The sequence below is a fragment of the Asticcacaulis excentricus CB 48 genome, from assembly GCF_000175215.2.
GTDB lineage: Bacteria > Pseudomonadota > Alphaproteobacteria > Caulobacterales > Caulobacteraceae > Asticcacaulis > Asticcacaulis excentricus.
The window spans coordinates 2167261-2186632 of sequence record NC_014816.1 but is presented as its reverse complement, the minus strand read 5'-3'; the positions used below and the strand labels follow the sequence as shown (position 1 = coordinate 2186632).

General features: G+C 60.9%; 15 protein-coding genes. 9 read left to right on the top strand and 6 right to left on the bottom strand.

Annotated elements, in window-relative coordinates; all coding sequences use genetic code 11:
- Positions 1 to 59 precede the first annotated feature (59 nt).
- Genes ASTEX_RS10075 through ASTEX_RS10065 form a run of 3 tightly spaced genes read right to left on the bottom strand, consistent with a single transcriptional unit; the run spans position 60 to position 4165 of the window.
- Complete coding sequence (locus ASTEX_RS10075) at positions 60 to 1781, bottom strand: acetyl/propionyl/methylcrotonyl-CoA carboxylase subunit alpha (RefSeq protein WP_041659188.1); 1722 nt, start codon at positions 1779 to 1781, stop codon at positions 60 to 62.
- Positions 1781 to 2557, bottom strand: a complete 777-nt coding sequence (locus ASTEX_RS10070) for an enoyl-CoA hydratase-related protein (RefSeq protein WP_013479519.1) — start codon at positions 2555 to 2557, stop codon at positions 1781 to 1783. Before ASTEX_RS10070 ends, ASTEX_RS10075 begins: the two co-directional genes overlap by 1 nt.
- Before the next feature lie 3 nt (positions 2558 to 2560).
- Entirely contained in the window at positions 2561 to 4165 is a 1605-nt protein-coding gene (locus tag ASTEX_RS10065) for a carboxyl transferase domain-containing protein (protein WP_013479518.1), read from the bottom strand.
- A gap of 231 nt (positions 4166 to 4396) precedes the next feature.
- On the opposite strand from ASTEX_RS10065, the gene ASTEX_RS10060 reads away from it, so the two are divergent.
- Together ASTEX_RS10060 and ASTEX_RS10055 are read left to right on the top strand one after the other, a co-directional pair.
- Entirely contained in the window at positions 4397 to 5278 is an 882-nt protein-coding gene (locus tag ASTEX_RS10060; protein WP_013479517.1) for a LysR family transcriptional regulator, read from the top strand.
- Between the two features lie 105 nt (positions 5279 to 5383).
- On the top strand, positions 5384 to 6724 hold the full coding sequence (locus ASTEX_RS10055) for a hypothetical protein (protein WP_144004643.1): 1341 nt from the start codon (positions 5384 to 5386) through the stop codon (positions 6722 to 6724).
- 102 nt (positions 6725 to 6826) lie between these two features.
- Here the strand turns inward: ASTEX_RS10055 and ASTEX_RS10050 are convergent, their stop codons facing one another.
- The 3 genes from ASTEX_RS10050 to ASTEX_RS10040 form a co-directional block, all read right to left on the bottom strand.
- Positions 6827 to 7912: a DUF2336 domain-containing protein gene (locus ASTEX_RS10050; RefSeq protein ID WP_013479515.1), complete on the bottom strand. Its 1086-nt coding sequence runs from the start codon at positions 7910 to 7912 to the stop codon at positions 6827 to 6829.
- Positions 7913 to 7921: 9 nt separating this feature from the next.
- Positions 7922 to 9214 carry a hypothetical protein gene (locus ASTEX_RS10045; RefSeq protein WP_013479514.1) on the bottom strand — a complete coding sequence of 431 codons (1293 nt, stop codon included), beginning with the start codon at positions 9212 to 9214 and terminating at the stop codon, positions 7922 to 7924.
- Between the two features lie 260 nt (positions 9215 to 9474).
- Positions 9475 to 11286, bottom strand: a complete 1812-nt coding sequence (locus tag ASTEX_RS10040; protein WP_041658622.1) for an ABC-F family ATP-binding cassette domain-containing protein — start codon at positions 11284 to 11286, stop codon at positions 9475 to 9477.
- Between the two features lie 185 nt (positions 11287 to 11471).
- Between ASTEX_RS10040 and ASTEX_RS10035 the strand changes: the two genes are divergently transcribed.
- The 7 genes from ASTEX_RS10035 (at position 11472) to ASTEX_RS19330 (ending at position 19299) form a co-directional block, all read left to right on the top strand.
- Positions 11472 to 11939, top strand: coding sequence for a YcgN family cysteine cluster protein (locus ASTEX_RS10035; protein WP_041658621.1), 468 nt, complete (start codon positions 11472 to 11474; stop codon positions 11937 to 11939).
- Between the two features lie 1191 nt (positions 11940 to 13130).
- Positions 13131 to 14084 carry a DnaJ C-terminal domain-containing protein gene (locus tag ASTEX_RS10030; RefSeq protein WP_013479511.1) on the top strand — a complete coding sequence of 318 codons (954 nt, stop codon included), beginning with the start codon at positions 13131 to 13133 and terminating at the stop codon, positions 14082 to 14084.
- A 107-nt stretch (positions 14085 to 14191) separates the two neighbouring features.
- A complete protein-coding gene (locus ASTEX_RS10025; RefSeq protein WP_013479510.1) occupies positions 14192 to 14536 on the top strand; it encodes a hypothetical protein in 345 nt (114 codons plus the stop codon).
- Positions 14536 to 15216, top strand: a complete 681-nt coding sequence (locus ASTEX_RS10020) for a response regulator transcription factor (RefSeq protein WP_013479509.1) — start codon at positions 14536 to 14538, stop codon at positions 15214 to 15216. The genes ASTEX_RS10025 and ASTEX_RS10020 overlap by 1 nt, the downstream gene beginning before the upstream one ends.
- A gap of 106 nt (positions 15217 to 15322) precedes the next feature.
- Positions 15323 to 16732, top strand: a complete 1410-nt coding sequence (locus ASTEX_RS10015; protein ID WP_013479508.1) for an ATP-binding protein — start codon at positions 15323 to 15325, stop codon at positions 16730 to 16732.
- A 76-nt stretch (positions 16733 to 16808) separates the two neighbouring features.
- The gene (locus tag ASTEX_RS10010) at positions 16809 to 18164 is read left to right on the top strand and encodes a hypothetical protein (RefSeq protein WP_013479507.1); all 1356 of its coding nucleotides are present in this window, start codon (positions 16809 to 16811) and stop codon (positions 18162 to 18164) included.
- Between the two features lie 70 nt (positions 18165 to 18234).
- The gene (locus ASTEX_RS19330; protein WP_013479506.1) at positions 18235 to 19299 is read left to right on the top strand and encodes a tetratricopeptide repeat protein; all 1065 of its coding nucleotides are present in this window, start codon (positions 18235 to 18237) and stop codon (positions 19297 to 19299) included.
- Positions 19300 to 19372: the final 73 nt, after the last annotated feature.

Here is a 19372-nt window from a genome sequence, read left to right as displayed (position 1 = left end):
GAGGTCATTTTTAGTTCCTCTCCTTGAGAGAGGATGGCGCCAAGCGCCGGGTGAGGGGGTTATGTCACGTTCAGCAACACGGCTTTTTCGATGACCTGTTCGCCTGTGGTGGTGCTTAAGCCTGTCACCACACCGGCGCGCGGGGCCTTAAGCGTCAGTTGAATCTTCATGGCCTCCAGCACGATCAGCGGCTGGTTTTTCTCAACCGTTTCGCCCTCTTTGATGTGTACCGCGACAACCAGTCCCGGCATGGGCGCGAGGACCTCAGAAGCCTCATGTGCCTCGTCCAGAGCGTCCGTGAGGTGGCGCACATCGACCGGCGACGCGGGGGGGAGGTTGAGCCGGAATCCGGTCGCATCGTGCCACGGCGTTGGGGGCGCAGCGGTGAGCAAATCGTACTGCGGCCCCAAATCTGGCCACGGCGCGGTCAGGCGCTCGACATGGCGGCCGATAAAGCCCGTATCGATTTGCCCGGCGCGGAAATCCGGATCGGAGGCGATGCGCCGCAGGAAAGCCAGATTGGTCTTCAGCCCCTCGGCGCGGGTGTGGATCAGGGCGGTACGAAGCGCGTCAAGCGCTGCCGCACGATCCTTGCCATGCACGATTAGCTTGCTGATCATCGGGTCATAAAAGACGCTGACCGTATCGCCTTGAGCCACGGCGGAATCGGCGCGAACCCCGGACGGAAAGACGAGACGGTTCAGCGTGCCGGTGGACGGCATAAAGTCGTGTTCGGGGTCTTCGGCATAGAGACGCGCTTCGATGGCGTGGCCGTTGAGCGGCACCTGAGCCTGTGTCAGGGGCAGGGCTTCGCCGGCGGCGACGCGCAACTGCCATTCGACGAGGTCAAGACCCGTAATGGCCTCTGTCACCGGGTGTTCGACCTGAAGTCGGGTGTTCATCTCCATGAAGTAAAAGGCCGCTTGCGCGATGCCTTTGGAGACATCGACGATAAACTCAATCGTGCCCGCACCGCGATAGCCAATGGCCTTGGCGGCTGTGACCGCCGCTTTACCCATAGCCTGACGCATAGCTTCGGGCAGACCGGGCGCCGGGGCCTCTTCGATCACCTTCTGATGGCGCCGTTGCAGCGAACAGTCGCGTTCATAAAGGTGAAGGGCGTTGCCGTGGCTGTCGGCAAACAACTGAATCTCGATATGACGCGGCACTTCAATGTATTTTTCGATCAGGACGCGCGGATCGCCAAACGCGCTTTGCCCTTCGCCTTGACAAGATTTCAAGAGTTCTGGAAAATCAGATTCATTGTCGACGCGACGCATACCCTTGCCGCCGCCGCCGGCCACGGCCTTGATCAGGACGGGGAAGCCGATCTCACGCGCGGCCGTGAGCAGGATCGTCTCGTCCTGCGCCTCTGCATGATAGCCGGGAGTGACGGGCACGCCAGCGCCCTCCATGAGCGCCTTGGCCGCGCCTTTCAATGCCATGGCCCGAATAGCTTCTGGCGTCGGGCCGACAAAGACGATCCCGGCGGCGGCGCAGGCTTCCGCAAACTCAGCGTTTTCCGATAGGAAGCCATAGCCCGGATGGATGGCCTCGGCGCCCGTGCGTCTGGCGACTTCAATGATCACGTCGCCGCGCAGATAGCTTTGCGCGGCAGGAGCCGGGCCGATCAGGTGCGCCTCGTCGGCTTGACGCACAAACAGGGCCTTGGCATCGGCTTCGGAATAGACGGCGACGGTCTTGATGCCGAGGCGTTGACACGTGCGGATGATGCGGCAGGCGATTTCGCCGCGATTGGCGATGAGCAGTTTGCGGAACATCATCTTACCCATCCCGGCATGCGCTTTTCCAGAAAGGCAGCGATGCCTTCGCGGCCTTCATCGGAGGCGCGGCGAGCAGCGATGCGGCGGGCCGTCAGGCGCAGCAGATCCTCATCGACGGCGCGGCCGGACACGTCTGAGATCAGGGCCTTGGCATCAGCCAGGGCCTCTGGCCCGCTGGCCAACAGGCCGTCAATCAACGGTGCGGCGGCGGCATCGAGCCCGGCCTTGACCTCATGCACCAGACCGATACGGCGGGCTTCTTCGGCGCTGAAACGCTCTCCGGTGAGAAAGTAGCGTCGCGCCGCCGACGCGCCGATCTTCGCCACCACAAACGGCGAAATGGCCGCCGGAATCAGGCCCAGTCGTACCTCAGTTAGGCCAAAGCGCGCATCGGGGGCCGCAACCACCATATCGCAGGCCGCCGCCAAGCCGACACCGCCGCCAAAACACGCGCCGTGGATCAGGCCAATCACCGGTTTCGGACAGGCGTTGAGGGTATGTAGCATGCGTGCTAGCGCAAAAGCATCCGCCTCGTTTTCGACCTCGGTCTTCTGCGCAGCGCGCTGCATCCAGTGGAGGTCTCCCCCGGCGCAGAAGCTTTCGCCCGCGCCATTGAGCACCACGAGGCGCACGGCGGGATTTGCCCCCAGCGTCGTAAAGGTCCTGGTCAGGTCGCCAATCATCGCCTCATCAAAAGCGTTATGCCTGTCGGGCCGGTTGAGGGTCAGGCGCGCTATGCCATTGGCGGCGATGTCGAGTTTCAGTGTGGACATGGCTTACATCCTGAACACGCCGAACCGCGTCGGCTCTATGGGCGCATTGAGCGCCGCCGAAAGGCCCAGACCCAGTACGCGGCGCGTATCCGCCGGGTCGATCACGCCGTCGTCCCATAGGCGCGCTGAGGCGTAATAGGGATGCCCCTGCGCCTCGTAAGTTTCCAGGAGAGGGGCCTTAAATGCGGCCTCGTCATCCGCGCTCCAGGAGCCGCCCTTCGCCTCGATGCCATCGCGGCGCACGGTGGCCAGCACATTGGCCGCCTGTTCGCCGCCCATGACTGAGATACGCGCATTCGGCCACATCCACAGGAAGCGCGGGTCGAAGGCGCGACCGCACATGCCGTAATTGCCGGCCCCGTAGGAGCCGCCGAAAACGAGCGTCAGCTTGGGCACATTGGCGCAGGCCACCGCCGTCACCATCTTGGCGCCGTGCCGCGCAATGCCTTCGTTTTCGTACTTGCGACCCACCATGAAGCCGGTAATATTTTGCAGGAAAACAAGTGGAATATTGCGCTGACAGCACAGTTCTACAAAGTGCGCGCCCTTTTGAGCGCTTTCGGAAAACAGCACACCATTGTTGGCGACAATGCCGACTGGATGGCCATAAAGATGGGCAAACCCGCACACGAGCGTTTCACCGTAGAGCGCCTTGAACTCATCAAATTCCGACCCATCGACTATGCGCGCTATGATTTCGCGCACATCAATCGGGATGCGCTTATCGACAGGGATCAGGCCGTAAAGCTCGTGCGCTTCATAGAGCGGCTCAACGCTCTCACGCACCTTCTGCGATGTCGGTTTTGTACGATTGAGATTGCGCACAATGCGTCGCGCCATCTGAAGGGCTTCGGCGTCATTAGTGGCCAGATGATCGACCACGCCGGACACACGCGCATGGACATCGCCACCGCCCAAGTCTTCGGCTGAGACGACTTCGCCGGTTGCCGCCTTGACCAGCGGCGGGCCACCCAGAAAAATGGTCCCCTGACGGCGCACAATAATGCTTTCATCCGACATCGCCGGCACATAGGCTCCGCCGGCGGTGCAAGAGCCCATCACCACGGCGATCTGAGGTATGCCTTTGGCCGACATCTGCGCCTGATTGAAGAAGATGCGGCCGAAATCGTCTTTGTCGGGAAAGACCTCGTCCTGATTGGGCAGGTTGGCCCCACCGGAGTCCACCAGATAGACACAAGGCAGGTGGTTCATCTGCGCCACCTCCTGCGCCCGCAGGTGCTTTTTGACCGTCAGCGGATAATAGGTGCCGCCCTTTACCGTGGCGTCATTACACACCACCACGCATTCGGTGTTCTCAATCCGGCCTATACCGGTGATGATCCCGGCGGCGGGCACCTCGTCCTCGTAGACGCCGTGCGCGGCCAGCGCCGACAGCTCCAGAAATGGCGAGCCGGGGTCGAGTAGGGCATCGACACGCTGACGCGGCAGTAATTTCCCGCGGGACACATGCTTTTGCCGTGCGCTTTGTGAGCCACCCTCGGCAATGCGCGCGGTCAGGGCGCGCAGATCATCGACCAGCCCCTGCATATGGGTGCGATTAGCGGTGAAATCGGCGCTGTTCGTGTCGATCTGGCTGGTGAGGCGCATGGGACGTTTCCTTTAAGGGAAACCTACACCGCTCTTGATCATTGGAAAAATTGATAATAAAAATGTAATGAATAGATGATGTCTATTCATGTGCGCCCCTGAGCCGCGGCAGAGGGAGACCGCGAAGCAGTGGAGGGGGGCGTTTTCAGCCTCTGCCCCTTCCGTCTCATCGCGCTGCGCTGGCGCGACACCTGCCCCGTACGCTGCGCTCCATTGGAGGAGGGAGATCAAATGGAACCCTATCTTCTTCGCTATTTTCTGGCCGTAGTCGAAACGGGTTCCTTTACCCGCGCGGCTGAAGCCTGCCTGATCACTCAGCCCTCGCTCTCATCGGGGATCAAGCGCCTTGAGGAACAGCTCGGCGTCACCTTGTTTATCCGCAACAATAAGCGGGTGTTTCTGACCACGGCGGGGACGCGCTTTTTGCCGCGCGCCAAGACTATTTTGCACGAATGCAATGTGGCGCTGGCCGAGCTGGCGCAAACCGAGCAGGCGCGCGTGCTGCGCATTGGCGTGTTGCAAACTCTGTCCGGCGTCTGGGTAGCGGGGCTGCTGAAGGGCTTTCGTGACGCAAGCCTGTCCGATGAGACGGGCGGACGTTTCGACCTGTTTGAAGGCACCGAGCAGGAAATACTCAACCGCTTTGACGAGCGGGGGATAGATTATGCCCTGTCGATCCGCCGCGTCGAAGACGACAGTTCGGTGCCTTTATATAATGAGCCCTATGTGCTGGCCCTGCCGGCCGATCATGCATTGGCCGGGGCGGCACAGGTGCGAGGCGAAGACCTGGCGGATCAGCCGATGATCGTGCGCTCGCGCTGTGAGGTTTTATCGGAAACCAGCCGCTATTTCACCGACCGCAATGTGCGTCCGCCTCTGGCCTATCGCACGGCGAATGACGAGCGGGCGCTGCGCATGGTGGCGGCGGGCATTGGGGCCACCGTTGTGCCTAACAGCCATACGGCGCAAGGGGTGGTGACCACGACACTGCACGGCTTTACCCACCACCGCACCGTGGCGCTGTTTCGCCCGCGCCATGCCTTACCGGACCACCTGAGGGCGATGGGCCAGGCGTTTGAGCGCTATGTGACGGGGCTTGCGCCGCCGCAGTGATGGGGCGCAAGACCGCGGCAACACAGTTGCAAGACAGCCCAGAGGCAAGGGCCGGACGTTCCGTTCTGGGACGATTTTCGTGACCTGTGCCGCAGGGTATTTTTCATGTTTGAATTTGGCCGTGAACTGAGGCGCATAATGGGGCAGAGCGGGCGTTATGAGCCCGATGTGAGCCTTTATGAGCTGATGACGCTCGAACTGCTGATCACGCAGGGGCGCGGCCTGGATGTCGAAGGCGGGCGCGTTTCGACGCGCAGCCGCTTTGAGCCCTATCTTGAATCGGCACTGGTGTGGCGCGAATACGCGCGGCGAACCGGCGACACACTGGCGCTCAGCAAGGCCACTACGGCGGCGGAAGCGGCAGGCAAGGCCGCGAAGACCCTTAGCGAGGCCGCAAGTGCCGCGCTGGCGCAGGCAGAAATCTGCCTTTTGGGCTATGATTTGTTTGAAACCGCCGAACTGCTGGCTTCGGCCGAAACGCTGGTGGCCACCGGGCGCGGCGCCATTGGCGGCGATGCGCCCTTGTTGGCGGCTTTCACCCTGACCGAAGGGCGTCTGGCGGCGCGTCTGGCCGTGCGGCAAGGCATAGGCGAAGACCTTGAACCGGCGCTTGTGGCCATGGCCCATATCGACCGCGCCATCGAGCGTTTCGATGCGCTGGTGCGCCAGACCAAGGCCGCAAAGGACAAGATCAGTGCCGCCGATGCGCGGCTGGAACGCGCGGATCTGCTGATGCTGGTCGGGCTGGATCGTCACGACAGCCGGCTGATGACGGCGGTGATCAATGACCTGACGGCGCTGCTGGCACGGCTTGATGCCGATTATGAGCCGGTGACCTTTGTGCGGGTGACGCAGCGTCTGGCGCTGGCCCACGTGTGGGCAGGGCAGATCGACGGGCAGCCGCAGATGATCAGCGAAGGCATCGCGCTTCTGACGCCTCAGGAAGAGGTGGTTACCTATGAACACACGCCCCTTGACTGGGTGGCGCAGACGCACTTTCGGGCTCTGGCTCTACAGGCTCTGTCGGAACTCACTCAGGAAGATCGGCTGGCTGAACAGGCGGTGGCAGCGTTTGATCTGGCTCTGTCGAAGGCGTTGGCCAAACCCCTGTCTGTCCGTGCGCAGATCGTCAATAACCGCGCCGCTTGTCTGGCGCGCCGGGCCGAGCTGAAGGGCGATCTCCTGTCGCTCGACGACGCTGAAGCGGCGTTCAAGGCGCAACTGCGTCAGGTCAAGCCGGGCGAAGACCCGGTCGGCTGGGCCATACTTCAGACCAATTTGGGACGTCTCTACGTGGCCCGCGGCGACATTACCGGCTTCATGCTGGACCGCGCCGAAGCCGCCTATGCGCTTGAGGCCGCGTACGAGATTTTCAGCGAACACGGTCTTAAGTCGCTGGCCGAAGCCGCGATGGAAAACCTCAACCGCGTGCGGGCGCAGGCGTAAGGCGCAGTATCAAACAGTCAGGCGGTTTCCCCCCATCACAGCATGGGAGCGCCGCTTCGTGCTGTCTCCCTCCCCGAGACATTGGGGAGGTATAATTGTTCATTAAGCCGCGTGGCCTTCGGCGCGGCGCATGCGCCAGAAGCGGATGGTCCGAAGCGCTGTGTCGCGCGGGAGTTGCTCATAGAGCTTGCCGTATTCCGCGGCCTTGCCCATGGCATTGTCCTGTGCGGCCAGCATGATCATGGCATAGGTCAGGAACAGTGACTTTTCGAGATCCGCCGCCTTACAGGCGATGGCCAGCGCGTCCAGTTCGCGCTTGTCCACCACGTGCCTCGCCGTCAGGAAGTCGATATCGGCCATAATGGCCAGGGCGCAGAGGAACCAGGTCGGGTTTGGATCGCGCATATACCGGGCCAGCAGGGCCGGGGTGAGTTTCTGATTATTATAGAGTGTGTCCACCTCAGCCATGATCTTTTCATAGTCGGGCGGGAAGGAGCCGTGGGCAATGGCCACCGTATTACGCGACTTCGAAAGGGCCTGTTCCAGCACTGCCGGATCAACCCGGGCGTTTTCCTGCATGATGCGTTCGCGCAGGCGGGCTTCGACGACAAAATACATGTCGTTCATCAGGTCGATAGGGAAGTCCTTGCGGTTGACGATGGCCTCGTGCAGGGCGGGGCTGGTCTGGGCGCGCTGAACAACCACTTCGTTGGTGGCACGCGACAGGCGGGCCCCGTCGTTGCGCAGAAGCGTGTTGACCGTGGTGTCGTCACCGCGATCGACGATGACGCCCGACACCGATTCCGGCACCTCTTCACGGCGTGAGACGGCGCGCAGGTGGTCTTGGCCCTTGGTCGAAACGACGTGGATCAGGTCGCTCTCGGTCAGGGCTTTTGAGCGGACGAGAATAGCCTCGGCCACTTCGATATCGTCGGAGGCCAGACGGCGCAGCAGTCCCAGCGGGGCGACCTTGGCATCGGCCAGCTTGCGCGCGATTTCGGCGCGCACAACGGTTTCCATTTCCGACGATAACTGGCTCATCACCTCGTCATAGAGCGCCATCTCAGGCCCTTCGATCTGGTCCGGGTGGGCCATGAAGACGGTGGTGACCTGACGCAGCAGTTCGCGGCGCTTCTCCGAAGAGGGTTCCTTGGCCAGATCAATCAGGTTTTTCAGGGGCGAGGACATGGGCGAGCCTTAAAGCGTCTTGTCTTTGGCGGGAGGCGTATTGGTTTTTTGCGCGCTGCTGGTCCCTTCGGACGCCGTCTCCTGGGCGGGGGTCTGGACGGCATTGGGGTCTATGGCCAGATCACCACCGGTGTGCGGGGCCGGATCAGGCTCATAGCCATAGGCGCGGTGAAGCGAATAGAAGCGCGGGGCCTGCGACGCCGTGGTGGCGCGGCTGCCCGGTACAAAAGGTGTGTAAGGCTCGGCCGATTCCTGCTCGGCGGCCTGAGCCAGAGGGGCCGTTGCCGCCGGTGCGGTAGCGGTTTTGACGTCCGCCGGCTTGGCTTGCGCGGTTTTGGTGTCTGCGGCTTTTGCCGCAGGCTTTGGCGCGGAAGCTTTAGCCGCAGGAGTCTTGGCTGTTTTGGCCGTTTCGGCCGCAGCAGTGGGTTGCGGAGCGGTTTGGGCCTGCGCTTTCAGAGCGCCCGGTTTTTGCGCTACGGGCGTAGTGGCCTGTGCGGCGGCCGTCGGGCGGCCCTCCAGCTCCGGAGACACGCGACCGGCATATTTGCTGTTGGCGGGCAGACGGTAAGCGCCGTCGGGGCGCAGCTGCGGCTGAACCTGCGGCTCTATGGGGGCCGGCGCCGGGGCGGCCGCCTGGGTCTGAAGGGGCGGGGTCGGAACCGGTTGCGCCTTGGCTACTGGCGCGGTTTCACGCGCGATGGTTTCGGCGCTGACGACAGGAGGCTTGGGCTGCGGCAGAGGCACCGGATTCGCTACGGGCCTCTTGGGTAAGGGTAGCGGGGCGGCCTCGACCTCTTGGGGAAAGGGCTGAGCCGGCGGTGTGACCGGTGCGGCCGCCGCGCGGTGCGGGGCGTCAAAGCGCGATTGCGGTACTGGCGTCCAGTTGGACGCTAGCTCGGTTTTCGGTGCGGTTTTCGGCGCGGTTTTCGGGGCCGTCTGAGACGCTTCGGCCTTCGCATTGACCGGGGCTGTCTTACCGCGCCAGTTCAGTTCGTGGCGATAGGGGTTGCCAACCTGCCCATAGGGTGACGGCGGGATGTCAAAGCCCGACTGACCAGTGGCGACATTGGGCAGGGCGCGTTCCAGCGGCGTGGCGGGTGCGGTTTCAGGAACCGCGGGTGACGCCACGGCTTGAGGCGCGCGCTTGCCGGGCCAGTCGAGGTAGGGCCGCGACTGAGCCTGGGCCTGAGTCTGGGTCTGGGTCTGGGCCAGGGCAGGCACCTGGACGCTCAGGCTCAAAAGGGCCACGCCCACAAGAGCCTGAGACGGGGCAGACAGACGGATTCGACGGGTGCGGGTCATCAGGCGCGCGGGTTCCGGTAGGGTTGCAACGGCCTTAACCTAAGCTTTGCCGCTTAACATTGCCCTAATGGAACGCGGATATTACGAGGTTTGCGGTATCTTTTACCCTGGCGGTGTGAATCTAAGGACCGTATGCCCTTGACTGAGACGGTTGGCCAACGCCGGATTTAACCGGGCACAGGGCTGATATTTGATCGGGTATCATTCCTGAAATGGACTTTCGCCCGGCTCTCGATCTCAGACCGAAACGCACGTTGCATTCACGATCCCAGCGCCTCTTTCTTTTCCTCGAGCTCAAGCCATTCCATTTCGCCGTTTTCGAGATCGACCCGCGCCTTTTCCAGCGCCTTCATGGTGGCCTCGAAGCGTTTGGGGTCTTTGGCATAAAGGTTGGGATCGTTCAGCGCCGCCTCCAGCTTTTTGATTTCGGCCTGCCATTGCGGCATCAGCTTGTCGAGGTCTTCGAGGCGCTTCTGATCCTTATAGCTGAGCTTTTTGGCCGGCATCCGAGTCGCAGATGCAGCGGTTGTAGCGGATTTGGCCACCGTCTTTGTCGCCGGCGCCTTGTGGCTCAGCTGTTCGAAAAAGTCCGGATTTTGCCTGAGGAAGTCCTGCCAGCCGCCGGGCGTTTCCACCGCCTTGCCCTTGCCATTCAAGGCCAGCGTCGAGGTGGCCAGACGGTCGATAAAGTCGCGGTCGTGGCTGACCAGTATCAGCGTGCCGTCATAGTCGGCCAGCATCTCTTCAAGCAGGTCCAGCGTGTCCATATCGAGGTCGTTTGTCGGTTCATCGAGCACCAGAAGGTTGGTCGCTGAGGCGAGGGCGCGAGCCAGTTGCAGGCGATTGCGCTCACCGCCCGACAGCGATTTTACCGGCTGACGCAACTGGTTTTCGCGGAACAGAAAGTCCTTGGCATACGCTGCGACGTGGCGAGGCTGACCTTGCACCATGATTTGATCCGAGCCCGAATTTGCCAGCGCGTCCCATAGCGTTTCGTCGCCTTTCAGCGTATCGCGCCCCTGATCGAGATAGGCGACTTCCAGGGCCGTTCCAAGACGGATCTCGCCCTCATCCGGGGTAATCTGCCCGATCAGCAGCTTGACGAGGGTTGATTTGCCGGCCCCATTTGGCCCGACAATGGCCAGCCGGTCACCGCGCAAAATGCGCGTAGAGAAGCCCTTCAGCAGTTCCTTGTCGCCAAATCCCTTGGAGATGTTTTTCAGTTCGGCCACAAGCTTGCCCGACGTTCCGCCGGAATCGATGCTCATCTCGAGTTGACGTGGCAAGGCTTTGGTACGTTCCATCTTTTCAGCGCGCATCGCTTGAAGCCTCGCCGCGCGGCCTTCGTTTCGGGTGCGCCGCGCGGTGATCGAGCGATAAAATGTGTAGGTTTCGCGCTCAATCGCCTTTTCCAGACGGCGCAGTGATTCCGCCTGCTCTTCCATGATCTTTTCTGACCATGGCTCGAATGAAGCATATCCCGAGTCAAGCCGCATAATGCGCCGGTCGTGCAGCCAGTAGCACCGCTGGGTCACCCGCTCCAGAAAGGTGCGGTCGTGGCTGACGATCAGGGCCGCGCCTTTGAACTGACGCAACTGATCTTCGAGGGCTTCAATGGCGAAGATATCGAGGTGGTTGGTCGGCTCATCGAGGAAAATCAGGTCCGGGTCTTCGGCAAACGCCTTGGCCAGAGCGGCCCGGCGTTTTTCTCCGCCCGATAGCGAGGCGCATTTGGTCGCCGGGTCGAGACCGAAGGTGTAAAGTTCGGCCTCTGCGGTGTAGTGTTCTGCACCGTCCGAGGTGACCCAGTCGAGCACGGTATCTCCGACAGGGTGCGGCTCCTGCAGTACATAAGCGTAGCGCATACCCTGCATAACGACGCGCTCACCCGAATCGGCCTCAATCAGTCCGGCCATCAGGCGCATCAGGGTCGATTTGCCCGCACCATTGCGCCCAACCAGACACGCCCGCACGCGCGGCTCCAGCGCGAGATCGACACCGTCAAATAGCGGATTTAGGCCGTCCATCAGGCGAACGTCTTTCAGGGCGAGCAGGGGGGCGCGTGCATTCATTTGGCGGATGTAGCCGTTTCGGTGTTCTTTGCAAAGCGGGTAGATATAGGATAATGCGCACAAAGCTCTTCCTCGCCCAGCCCTTTTCCTTGATGGAGAGGGGCGTCCTTTTCCCCTGAATGGGGCACAAGGGGGTCGGCAGAGGAGGTAAACCCCCAGTGGTAAACCCCCAGTGTAAGTACGTAATGACCCAACCGTTCTGGCAGACCAAGACCCTTTACCAAATGACCGTTCCCGAATGGGAGTCGCTATGCGACGGCTGTGGTCTGTGCTGTCTGATAAGGCTCGAGGATGAGGATACGGGTGAAATCATCCCCACACGCGTCCATTGCCGCCTTTTTGATACGGGCACCTGCGCCTGCTCCAATTACGCTGAGCGACATAAATACGTTCCCGACTGCATCAAGCTGACGCCGCACAATATCGAAGCTCTGGAATGGATGCCTGCCTCATGTGCCTATCGCCGACTCCATGAGCGCAAAGACCTGCCCGCCTGGCACTATCTCGTTTGTGGCGACCGCGAAGAGGTCCACCGTCGCGGCGTGTCTGTTCGGGGACAGACGATTTCCGAAACCGCGCTCGAAGAGCCTGAAGACGCGCTCGACTTTGCCGCGTTCGACCTTCTTGAAGATATGTCGAATAAGGGTGAATAGGGTTTAGATTTCTGCCTCGGGTGCGGCGAAGGTCACCGGCAGCAGATCCGCAATCGGACGTGCGCCATTTTCGCGGTTCAACGCCTGCAATGAGAGCCCTATCGCGCCTATCGACACACTGGCGACCAGCCTCTACCCGGTTTCACGCTTTGGGTCTGGCCAGCTTTGCCGCAGGGCCCGCAACACCTCTGTCTCATGCGCAACATGGCTCGCCTGTTTGTGTGCCCCGGTGCCTGTTATGGGCCCGATGGGTTCAGTGTTGTCCGTGGCCATCCGACCGGCATCCCCAAGGTAGCGCCTGAGCTGCAGGCCTGTGCCCGTATTTGCCCCGTAATTGGCGCGTCTTTGGCCCGTGTTTCAGGTGCTTTGCGTGGTGAGGTTTTAAGCCGCGGCCTGCATCCAGATTGCCATCCGCAGCGTAATAGAAATTAAGAGGGCCGCAGTTGCCCGCGGCCCGGTTTTGAAAATGGGTAAAGTAGGCTTAAAAAAACAGGTGATGCTGAACGCCGTCGCATCGCTCTTCGAACAATACAAAGGCTAGCATAGTATTGTGACAGCTTTTCACAGGTTGCCTGTAAATTAGGCATACCCCGAATGCCATTTCATTGTCAGGATTTTATAAACGCTCATCCTGCTCTGATTTTTATATCTCGTCCCTTCCTCGCCAGCCGAGGAGAGATTGTCACGCCCGCATGGCCTGGCAGGCGCGCCCGCGTCGGCGGCTTCGAACACGACGTTGGGGATTGAATCCGACGCTAAAACCGTGCCCTGACGACCTCGAGGTACGGTCTTGACCGCAATTCGGGTGGGCGCCTCGACGAGGGATCGATGTGAGCTGAGGCCTATCGCTTGCGCATCTACGAGGGAAACCTACGCATCAAAAGGGAGGTGACAGAGCACGGCACGTTCACCTGTGACGCCTCCACCTGGCCGCGGGCTTCAGAATCGGTTGTGACGGCTTTCGACAGGTTGAAATCGTGCGCAAAGACCCTACATCCCGTGCTGGCCTGGCGCTGGAGATGTCTTTATCGACTTGACTTGTGACGCATCCTTCGCCAACGGCTAAGCGATTATTTGAGTTGAGCTGTCGAGCCATCCCACCGTATCTCGCGCTAACGCGATTCATACGGTTCCCCTCCCGAGCAAGTCAGGGAGGTACGAAGGGGTGGAGACAGGCGGAGGTTCCATTTCGTGGCAGGTGATCCCTATTCAGAGCTTGGTGTGGCGCGTAGCGCCAGCGCGGAAGATATCCAGAAGGCTTTTCGCAAGCTGGCCAAGGAACTGCACCCGGACCGCAACCCCAATAACAAGGCTGCAGAGGATCGCTTCAAGCGCGTGTCGGCCGCCTTTGACCTGCTGAAAGACCCGGAAAAGCGCAAGAAATTCGATGCGGGTCAGATGGATGCCGACGGACGTGAAACCTATCGCGGCGGCTTTGGCGGTGGAGGGTTCGGTGGCGGGGCGTCGCAGGGCTATGGCGGCGGGGCGCGCGGGTCTTTTGACGGCGTGGATCTCGACGACATTTTCGATATCTTTGGCTCAGGCGCCGGACGGCGTGCCGGCTTTGGTCCGGGTGGCGGGTTCGGCTCGCAGGCTCAGAAGGGCAGCGATCTGCGGATAAAGCTCGATATCGACCTGATGGATACCATCGCTGGAAATACACGCCGCGTGCAACTCACCGATGGCCGCACACTGGACGTGACGATACCGAAGGGGGCTAAGGACGGTCAGACACTGCGTCTGAAAGGGCAGGGCGCTGCGTCGCCCAATGGGCGCGGACCTCATGGCGATGCGCTGGTGGAATTGTCCCTAAAGCCGCACAGTGTGTTCCGTGTTGAGGGCAATGACCTGCACATGGATCTCTACGTATCGATACCCGACGCTGTACTGGGCGGCAAGGTGCAGGCCCCGACGCCAGACGGCCCGGTCAATGTAACGATTGCCAAGGGCTCTAATTCTGGCGGTATTCTGCGTCTGAAAGGCCGTGGGGGTTATGACGCCAAGACCGGGGCGCGTGGCGACCTGTTCGCGCGTCTGGTGCTCGCCTTGCCCGACGAGGTCGATCCCGACTTTGTCGCCTATACCGAAGACTGGCGAAAGCAATCCCCGTACACGCCCACCCATCCAGCGATGAAGAAAAAGTAGAGTATCGCCACCACCCGCGCTGTGTGGGAGCGGAGGAATGACGATTTTAAGCTTTCCTTAGCGCCCTGTTCAGATAAGGTTCAGGTCGGGAATTGTACAAAGTGACTATGAAACCGATCCTGACCCTTTCCGCCTTGCTGCTCATCGGCTTGCCACTCGCCGCCGAAGCGCGCGAACGTGCCCCTTTTGGCTGGCCGCAGGCGCATGAAGAGGTCCGCCAGACGACGCTGAGACCCGAAGCGCGACCACGCTTCGATGAACCCGAGCGACTGACTGTGCAGCAGCGCTATTCCATCGACGACGCGATTACGCTGGTCGAGCAGCGCACCGGCGGACGCTACGTTTCCGGCAATCAGACCGGCCCTTCGACCTTTGTCATTAAGGTGCAGATCGGTCCGAACATCGTGACCTATCGCGTCGATCTCGCCAACCGCTCTATGAGTAAGATGTAATGCGCATTCTGCTTGCTGAAGATGATCCCGACCTGTCGCGTCAGCTCAAGGCCTCACTTCAGGATGCCGGCTATGTGGTCGATCATGCCCCCGACGGTGAAGAAGCCCACTTTCTGGGCGATACCGAGCCATACGACTGCGTGATCCTTGACTTGGGCCTGCCTAAGATTGATGGCGTGTCGGTGCTTGAAAGATGGCGTCGCGATGGCAAAGCAACGCCGGTTTTGATCCTCACGGCGCGGGGTGCATGGTCTGACAAGGTGTCCGGTTTTGACGCTGGAGCCGACGATTATCTGACGAAGCCCTTTCATACCGAGGAATTGCTGGCGCGTTTGCGCGCATTGGTCCGCCGCGCCGCCGGTCATGCGCAACCGCTTCTCGTCTGTGGCGGGGTGCGCCTTGATCCGCGCGCCGCGCGCGCTTCGGTGAACGGTGAGCCCCTGCGCCTGACCTCTCTGGAATATCGTCTGCTGCATTATATGATGCTGCACCAGAGCCGCGTCATTTCGCGTACTGAGCTGGTTGAACACCTCTATGATCAGGACTTTGACCGCGATTCCAACACCATCGAAGTGTTTATGGGCCGTCTGCGCAAGAAGATAGGTACTGAGCGCATCGAGACCGTGCGCGGGCTCGGATATCGCCTCAAGCCGCTGCACGATGAAGTCAGCCAGATTTAGATTGTCTCCCCTAGCTGAGGCCGTTTGTGAGGGCCGATCGCTGGCAAAGCGTTACGCTCGTGGCGCTAGACCCCACTTCACGGGGCAGGCATAATTAGGAAGCGATTTGACAGCCGTCCTGACCCATCTGAAACGCTTCATCCGCGTACTGATTTCCGGGCGCGGGTCTCTGGCCGGGCGGCTGATCCGGCTGGCCGCCATCTGGTTCATCTTTTCGCTGATCCTGATTTCGGCAGGCCTTACCGCCTTCTTCAATTACACCTCAGTGACGCGCTTTCAGGCGGGTATTTCGGACATTGTGCGCAACCTTTATACGCACACCGAATTCGACAAAGACGGGCGCATCCGCATCCCTGAACTCTATATCATCCGTACCGACGACATCTATTCCGGCCTCTACTGGCAGATCGTTGAGCTGGATACACAAGACCGCGTGATGGCCGTCTATAAGTCGGGCTCGCTGGCCGAGCGCGTGCTGCAAATGCCCAGGACGCTCGACAAGACGACGGGGCAGCTTCAGTATTATAATGCCACGGGCCCGCGGGATCAGCCGTTACGGCAGGCCACGGTTTATCTGCGTATTCAGGGGCGCAATCTTGTGTTTATGGCCGCTGAAGACCGCTCGGAGGTCGATCGCAATGTAGGGCAGTTCGCCATGATCACCGGCGGGGCGCTTATCGTGCTGGCGCTGGGCTCGCTGATCGCTATCTATCTTCAGGTGCGCATCGGGCTTAGGCCTTTGTTCGCCCTGACCGACGAACTGCACGATATCCGCAAAGGTAAGCAGACGCGGCTCCTCAACACCTATCCGGCTGAAATCAAACCGGTCACCGACGAGGTCAACGGTTTGCTAGAATACGGGCAGGACGTGGTCGAGCGTCAGCGCACCCACGTCGGCAATCTGGCCCACGCACTCAAGACGCCGCTGTCGGTGCTGCTCACCTCGGCAGGTGATGATACGGCGCCTCTGGCTGACACCATCCGTAAGCAGACCGCCCTGATGCGCGCGCAAGTCGATCACCATCTGCGCCGTGCACGGGCCGCCGCGCGCGCTCAAAACATGGGCGAACGCACGCCGGTTGAGCCGGTGCTGGATGAACTGGCGGTCATGTTGGAGCAGGTGTTCCGCGACAAGGGCGTGACCATCGACTGGCGCGCGCCCGAAGATTTGGCCTTTCGGGGCGAAAAGCAGGATTTTCAGGAAATCGCCGGCAATCTGATGGAAAATGCCTGCATCTGGTGTCAGCGACGCGTACGCGTCACGGCGACGCTGGAAGACGAGGCGAGCGGTATGACTTTGCTGATCGAGGACGACGGGCCGGGGATGCCGCCCGAACGCTATGAGGAAGTCCTCAAACGCGGGGCACGGCTCGACGAATCGGCGCCCGGTTCGGGGTTGGGCCTGTCGATTGTTGATGAACTCGTGCGCGCCTATGGTGGACGCTTAAGCTTCGACCGGTCAGGGATGGGTGGCCTGAAATGCGTTGTTATCCTTCCAGCAAATTTTATAGGCTGAATAACATCGTTTTGGGTCAGAAAATATTAACCACGCGCCTTTCATACTTCGCTGGCTTTCAATATGGCAGTCAAATATGAGCGGGTTATCGGAGAAACGGCTGAGCGCGGTCAGCGGGCTGGTGAAAACCTTGCCTGTACACATTCTCCGTCAATTGAATACCAGTCTGAGCCTGACTAATGATGCCGTTTTGAGCGCAGTGCGCGACCTCGTGGCAAGTCAGCTTGACTCGCATCTCCTCAAAGAACAGGTCTTTCGCCCATTCGTGCCTCTGTTTTTGGCGCGTGAAGACGGTATGGAAGGCGTTATCTTTCCGCAGTGGCTCCTTGATCGTCTGTGGAGAGCGTTGGAGCGCGAAGAGCCCGCCTTAGTGGCGGATGCGCGACGCAGTCTGCACAGCCACCGAAACGGCGAGCCCGTACCCGTTCCCTTTTTTCATCTGATCAATGCCGCGGCGGTTATTCTGCGTGAGCGACCTGAGACGGTGTTGCCGGCGGGTGAGGACCAAGACGAGCTTGAGGAGTTTGCGGCCTATCTCGACCTGCACCGTCTGTTGCGCGAAGCACTGGCGCGGTTGCCGGAGTGGATGGGGCGTATTGACGCAGATAAGGCGGCGGCCATTCGGCTGATGTTTAAGGATGCATCGGGAAAGACGGCGGACGGGGAAGGCGGGGTGCGTTTCCTTGAAGCCCTTCTGGCCAATATGGATGACGCGACGCTTGTGCTCAAATTTGTCGCTGTTGTCTCCGATGGCGCAAATGACCGCTTCCTGAGCGAGTCCGAACTGGCGAGCTTTGGGGAGCGGGTGCTTCTCGCCGCCGAGGAGCGGGTGAAGGTGTTTTCGGGGCTTATGCGGCGGCGTGACCCGTCGTTGCTGGGCGAGGCCGGGGGGTGGGTTGCTCAGTGCCTGAGTCTCATAAGCAGTTTGCAAAAATCGATCGAACTGACGCGAGACGGGCCATGGGGCAAGCGCGTCATGGCGATCAACCAGACCATAAATGGGTTGGTGGAAGAGCGTCTGAAAGGCGTGGAAAAGGTAATCGCGCAGGCCCTGCCGCTGAAGACCGAGCGCATTTTTGGCCGGGCAACGCGTGAGGTGCCCGACTATAGCGGGCCGAAACCGGCTCAGGCCGAAGCCGCGCTGCAAACCGTAGCCTTTATAAATCAGGTTCGTCCGGCCGCCGCACAGGGCGGTTATCTCAGCCTGCTCAATAAAACCGTTGAAGCGGCCGAAATTCAGATGGACGCATATTTCACCGTCGTGCTCGGCGTCGCGGTGGGCGATGATCCGTTTGACGCGCAGGCGGTGATGGACTGCTTTGAGCGCGTGATTGCCCTGATGGAGGGGCTTTTGGGAGAAAACAAGGCCAACCTTGCGCGACGTCGTGTCGCGGCTGCCGACGTGTTCCGGGCACCAAAAACGGTTGCCTAAGCGCACGAAAACGGGCTTATGACACACTCCCGGTGCGTCCGTTCCGGTCAACCCGCCGCCCCTGACGAGTATGCTGCTGTTCTCGCTTGCCGCTGCACTGTTGTGCGCCACCCTTCTGGGGCTGGTGGTCGCATGGCTGCGCCGCAGGCCGGAAAGTGCATTGGATCAGGCGCGGGGCCGCTACGAAGCCTTTGTCGCCGATCTGGATCGTCGCGTCGCGTCAGGCTACGTCGACGCGACCTTGGCCCAGGAAGAAAAAACCGAAGCGGCCCGCGCGCTTTTGCGCGTCGAAGAGACAGGTGAAGTGGCAGCCGTCGATCCGCGCATCGGTTTTATTGGGGCCGTCGCAATCGCCGTGGCGGCGATTGGCCTATCGGTTTTCTTAGGCAAGCCCGACTTGCCGGATCAGCCCTATGCGGCGCGCGTCAAAGGGTGGGTTGAGACGCTCAACTCCGCCCCGGAAACGCTGGAGGCGAAGCCCGCAGCGGTCGCGCTTCAACAGTTGGCGGGCAAGTATGGCGACAAGCCGGCCTTCTGGCTGCAACTGGGGCAGACCCAGGTCGTGGCGGGTGATTATTACGAGGCGGCGCAGGCTTTCAAACGCGTGACGCAACTGGCTCCCGAAGCCGCGGTTGGCTGGTCCAATCTGGGCGAGGCGCTGACGCTTCTCAACAAGGGGCAAAGCAATGGGGAGGCGCGCGCCGCCTTTGCCGAGGCCCTGACTCGCGACGGTGACGAACTCACGGCGCTCTATTACTCGGCGCGTATCCTCAGCAGTGATGGCCGCTATGAAGAGGCGCGGCGGCTCTATGGCGTGGTGCAGTCGAAGCTGGCTGCCGATGATGGACGTCAGAAGACCGTGGCGGCTGAACTGGCCGCGCTTGATCGCTCGGCGCAGACAGCGGCGACGGTTCAGACGCAGATCGCTGGTATGGTGGCGGGCCTTGAGGCGCGGCTCGCTAAAAATCCCGAAGATCCCGACGGCTGGGCGCGTTTACTGCGTTCCTATCGGGTGCTGAAAAATGTCGAAGGCGAAAAGCAGGTACTTGCGACCTTGGATCGTCTGTATTCGGATCGTCCCGCCATTGCACGCGATATCGTGCAAAGGGCCGACCAGCCGGTGGGGGCGCAATGAGGAACACGTCACACCTATACCTCCCGGCGGACAGGAAGGGGGACTGCGCTCGCAGGGTAGGGTTTTGGAGTGG